This window comes from Sphaerochaeta sp. (assembly GCF_050178175.1).
GTDB lineage: Bacteria > Spirochaetota > Spirochaetia > Sphaerochaetales > Sphaerochaetaceae > Sphaerochaeta.
In genome coordinates this window covers 1-4,152 of the sequence record NZ_JBFXGH010000158.1, presented here as the reverse complement: position 1 = coordinate 4,152, position 4,152 = coordinate 1, and the positions used below count along the sequence as shown (strand labels likewise).

Genomic DNA, 4,152 nt, shown 5'->3' with positions numbered 1-4,152 from the left:
AGGGCCAGGGTACCGGCGCCGCAGAGGAAATCAAGATAGGTGTTTCCTTCTACATCGGTTACCACAGAACCTTTTGCCTTCTTGATGGCAATGGGGAATTTTCTGGGATATGTGCGAGCGTTTGATTCTGTTTGATTCTGTCGGTCAAGATAGAATTGGTTGGTATTTTCAGTCATTACCGGATTCCTTCTATTTCATGATGGGGTATGTACTAAATGTAGTATTTAGTCCTTTTCTATGAAGTGTGGTACATCCCTTCTCAAGAAGGGGAAGCGTGAAAAGTACGCGTACTCTATGCAAAGAACGCGCAAGAATGGATACTACCAATTTTCGGTGTATTTTACTAGTAACAGCCAGATAATTGAACGGGATTTTTCCGGATATTTCCCCTGAACAAGTGCAAGAAAAAAAAATGTAAGAAATATTAGGCTGAGCTCTTTACATTGCTAGAATATTGGTGTATTAGTTAGCTAGTACAGTAAATAACTAGGAGGCGTGCATGGAACAAGCAATGCAAGAGAACGCGCTTGCCGTCCAGGACGGACAAGATGTCGTGGTGCACATGCAGAATGTTGGTTTCTCATATACCCAGAACCGTCTATTCAATCATCTTGATCTTGAGATCAGGAGAGGGAATATTTATGGGTTGCTGGGTAAGAATGGGGCAGGGAAGACCACTTTGCTGAAGATTCTCAGCGGGCAACTGTTCATCGAAGAAGGTGAGACGAAGGTGTTGGGAGAGAATCCCCAGGAGAGGAAACCGTCACTGCTTAGTGAGATTTTCTATCTCCCGGAAGAGTTTCCCCTGCCGAAGATGAAAGCAAGTGAATATCTTGCTATGCGCTCTCCGTTTTATCCCAAGTTCGACCACGAGATGTTCAGTCAGTATTGCAGGGAGTTCGATATAGATCTGAATCAGCATCTCGACCAGATGTCGCTGGGGCAGAAAAAGAAGGTATTGCTCTCCTTTGGGCTTGCCACCAACACTGCTCTCCTGATCCTGGACGAGCCAACCAATGGACTCGACATCCCAAGCAAGCGTCAGTTCAGGCAGACTGTTGCCTCCGCCATGACCGAGCAGAGAACGTTCATCATCTCGACTCACCAGGTACGTGATATGGAAAATCTGATCGACCCGATCATCATCCTGCATGATGGCAAGGTGATATTCAACGACACGGTCGAGTCGGTGAATGAGAAGTATGTTCTCTCCCTAACCACGGAACAGCCTAAGGCTGGGGAGGGAATGTACATCGAGAAGGTGCTTGGAGGCTGGATGGTGCTGAGTGAACGTACTGATGACAGGGAAGGAAAACCCTTGGACCTGGAGACCTTGTTCAATGTGATCATCGAGCAATCGAAAGGTAGTGCAGGAGGTGTGAGATGAATCGATTTTCCGCTTTGGTTAAGCGAGAGATAAAGACCAGCCAGAAGGACTTGTTTACCTACGGACTGGTGATTGTTCTTGTGATGTTTGCATCGGAAACGCTGCAGAGTGTCTTCGCCCGGTATGCAGGGGTGCCGTTCCCCGCTGAATCTTACAACGAGATGTTCCCTTCTTTCCTGATGCTTGGTGGATTGATTATCAGCAGCCTGATTTTCAGGGATGACATGTTCGGGAAAGATACCCAGCACGATTGGTTGATGCTTCCTGCAACGAACCTTGAGAAGTTCCTTTCAAAGGCTCTGTTGATGATCGTGGCGTATCCGATAGCACTGCTTGTATTGTTCTTTCTCATTAGTGTGGTGACTGAGCCGATCCAGTTGATCATCTTCGGTAATCCGATGGCAATGTTCAATCCTTTCAGGGATGGGAAACTTGGGATTCTTCTTGCCCAGTACTGGGTCTGGACCTCTGTGTTCCTCCTGGGTGGTACGTACTTCAGAAAGGCACATTTTATCAAGACCGTGTTGGCAATAGGTGTGATCGCCCTGGTACTTGGGGCTCTTGGCCTGTTGTTCACCAGAATTGTGTTTGCGATTAAATTTGGTTCCTCATTGCAGGTATTCGATGCAATGTTCTATCTCAGTCCAGTAAATTTGAGCAGGGCGCTGAGTCCATTGAAGGTCTTCAGCATCATCACCCAGGTATTCTACTATGCTGTGTTGCCGATCTTCTGTCTGGTAACCGCGTTCTTCAGGGTTGAGGAGGTCCAAGCCACCGATGCAGTTTAATACACATTCTCCAATCTATATGCAAATTGCCGAGTATATTCATGACTTGATCCTCAGCAATGTCTGGGAGGATGGTCAGAGAATACCTTCGGTACGCGATATGGCAATGGAACTGGAGGTGAATCCCAATACCGTTATCAGGACATACTCGCTTCTGCAGGAAGAGGGAACGCTTGAGAACCAACGCGGGATCGGGTATTTCACCGCAAAGGATGCAAGGACGCTGGTCCTGCAAAAACGACGTGAACACTTCCTCAAGCGGGAGTTGCCCTCCCTGTTTGAAACCATGGAGCGTTTGGGTCTGACCATGAATGATTTACAACAGTATGCTGACAATAAGGAGAAGGACGATGAAATCGAGCCACAAGAAGAGTAATAGGATGTTGATAGGAGCAGGGATCTTTTTGGTTGTCTATCTCCTGGCCAGTGTGATTTTTGGGTCATTTCTCATTGACCGGTTCTCAATACAGGAATTACCCAATAGAAATGTCACCCATGTAACGGTGTGGCGGAATTGGTAACCAAGAAGTAGCGGTCATATGGAGGGTCGGATTTTCCGACCCTCCTTTCACGCTACCCAAGAAAGTTCAGGCAGACTGGCTGTTCAACAATAATCCGATGATTGCATAATCCACACAGTCCTGTCCTACGGTTGATGGGGTAGCTGGTAATTGAGTTGCTGCTACCGTTTGCAACCACGAGGTGAGCACCGGAAGGTGAGAAGGTAAAGTTTCGGGGTTCCTTTTCTGTCTTGCAGTGGCCTATGAAACGCAATGTTCCATTCTTGCTTTCACATCGGTAGATGGCAATGCTGTCATGTCCCCGGTTGGAACAGTAGAGAAAACGGTGATTCGCATCGAAATGAATGTCAGCAACGGTGTTTTCTTTCTTGTACCCTGGTTCTAGCGTGCTGATTCGCTGTATCAGGGTAGGTTTCTCAGCCAGTGCATATACCAATATCTCTGATGAGAGTTCACTGGCTACATAGAGAAACTTCTCGTCCTCTGATAGTTCAAGGTGTCTGGGCCCACTTCCTGGCGGGGTGATGATAGTTCCTTTCTCAATCATATCACTTTGATACCAAAGAACTCTGTCCAGTCCCAGGTCGGCTACAAAGAATGCACTTCCATCCTTGGTGAATCTGCTGCTGTGAATATGGGATCGTTCCTGGCGGGTAGGGTGGGTTCCCTTGCCAGTGAAGGATTCCTGGAAAAGTAAGGTGGGTGTGTCCAATACAGAGAAGATGGTAAGCACTCCGTCTGCATAATTGGAAACAACAAGCATCGAATGATCTGGGCTGAGGGAGAGATGGCAAGGGGAACCGCCTCCTGTTGGAAGGGTGTAGAGTAGTTTGCAGGTAAGGTCAGGGTACACTTGGATGGCGTATACATGTCCGTCTGTCTCTGTCTCACTGACGCTGTAGAGAATTTTTCTCTCAGCATCAAAACACTGGAAGGTTGGTTGTTCTATTTTCATGGAACCTGAGTGATAGGTCATCATGCCCATTCGTTCATCAAAGAGAAAGCAGTTCAGCCCCTCCACGGAATCAGAGACCCTGCTTCCTATTACCAGTGTTTCCATGATCAACCCCTTTTCTTTACGTGGATACAACGAGTGTAGTATATATATAATTTGTTATCTACATCACTCTCCCACATAAAACCAAAATACCCACTGGACAGCAAGAGATTATTTCCGTATTATAGTCAGAGTAATTCGGGCGCGTAACTCAGCGGGAGAGTGCTACCTTCACACGGTAGAAGTCGTTGGTTCAAACCCAATCGCGCCCATAAGGCAACTGACTCTACCGTAAAGAGTTAGTTGCCTTTTTTGTTGGTGAATATTGACGTGAAAACCCAAAAGGGTATGTAAAGGGGTATGCAGAGGCTATATGAACAGTGAGTTTTATGGAGTAGAAAAGAGTATGAACTACTATCTCACGAAGCGGAAAAAAGCCAAACGCAGTTACTTCTATGT

General features: G+C 46.7%; 5 protein-coding genes and 1 tRNA gene. 5 read left to right on the top strand and 1 reads right to left on the bottom strand.

The window, feature by feature from the left end; all coding sequences use genetic code 11:
• Window positions 1-499: 499 nt before the first annotated feature.
• Genes AB7S66_RS11695 through AB7S66_RS11680 form a run of 4 tightly spaced genes read left to right on the top strand, consistent with a single transcriptional unit; the run spans window position 500 to window position 2,696 of the window.
• The gene (locus AB7S66_RS11695) at window positions 500-1,387 is read left to right on the top strand and encodes an ATP-binding cassette domain-containing protein (protein ID WP_428520207.1); all 888 of its coding nucleotides are present in this window, start codon (window positions 500-502) and stop codon (window positions 1,385-1,387) included.
• Window positions 1,384-2,175 carry a hypothetical protein gene (locus tag AB7S66_RS11690; RefSeq protein WP_428520205.1) on the top strand — a complete coding sequence of 264 codons (792 nt, stop codon included), beginning with the start codon at window positions 1,384-1,386 and terminating at the stop codon, window positions 2,173-2,175. Before AB7S66_RS11695 ends, AB7S66_RS11690 begins: the two co-directional genes overlap by 4 nt.
• Complete coding sequence (locus tag AB7S66_RS11685; RefSeq protein ID WP_198892955.1) at window positions 2,165-2,551, top strand: GntR family transcriptional regulator; 387 nt, start codon at window positions 2,165-2,167, stop codon at window positions 2,549-2,551. The genes AB7S66_RS11690 and AB7S66_RS11685 overlap by 11 nt, the downstream gene beginning before the upstream one ends.
• Window positions 2,526-2,696 carry a hypothetical protein gene (locus AB7S66_RS11680; RefSeq protein ID WP_428520203.1) on the top strand — a complete coding sequence of 57 codons (171 nt, stop codon included), beginning with the start codon at window positions 2,526-2,528 and terminating at the stop codon, window positions 2,694-2,696. Before AB7S66_RS11685 ends, AB7S66_RS11680 begins: the two co-directional genes overlap by 26 nt.
• A gap of 52 nt (window positions 2,697-2,748) precedes the next feature.
• On the opposite strand, the gene AB7S66_RS11675 is transcribed toward AB7S66_RS11680, so the two are convergent.
• Entirely contained in the window at window positions 2,749-3,756 is a 1,008-nt protein-coding gene (locus AB7S66_RS11675) for a lactonase family protein (RefSeq protein WP_428520201.1), read from the bottom strand.
• 137 nt (window positions 3,757-3,893) lie between these two features.
• Between AB7S66_RS11675 and AB7S66_RS11670 the strand changes: the two genes are divergently transcribed.
• Window positions 3,894-3,965, top strand: a tRNA-Val gene (locus AB7S66_RS11670).
• Window positions 3,966-4,152 lie beyond the last annotated feature (187 nt).

Excerpts from the sequence above, each read along its gene's own strand:
- AB7S66_RS11695 (WP_428520207.1), top strand. The coding sequence starts at position 500 with ATGGAACAAGCAATGCAAGAGAACGCGCTTGCCGTCCAGGACGGACAA.
- AB7S66_RS11690 (WP_428520205.1), top strand. The coding sequence starts at position 1,384 with ATGAATCGATTTTCCGCTTTGGTTAAGCGAGAGATAAAGACCAGCCAG.
- AB7S66_RS11685 (WP_198892955.1), top strand. The coding sequence starts at position 2,165 with ATGCAGTTTAATACACATTCTCCAATCTATATGCAAATTGCCGAGTAT.
- AB7S66_RS11680 (WP_428520203.1), top strand. The coding sequence starts at position 2,526 with ATGAAATCGAGCCACAAGAAGAGTAATAGGATGTTGATAGGAGCAGGG.
- AB7S66_RS11675 (WP_428520201.1), bottom strand. The coding sequence starts at position 3,756 with ATGGAAACACTGGTAATAGGAAGCAGGGTCTCTGATTCCGTGGAGGGG.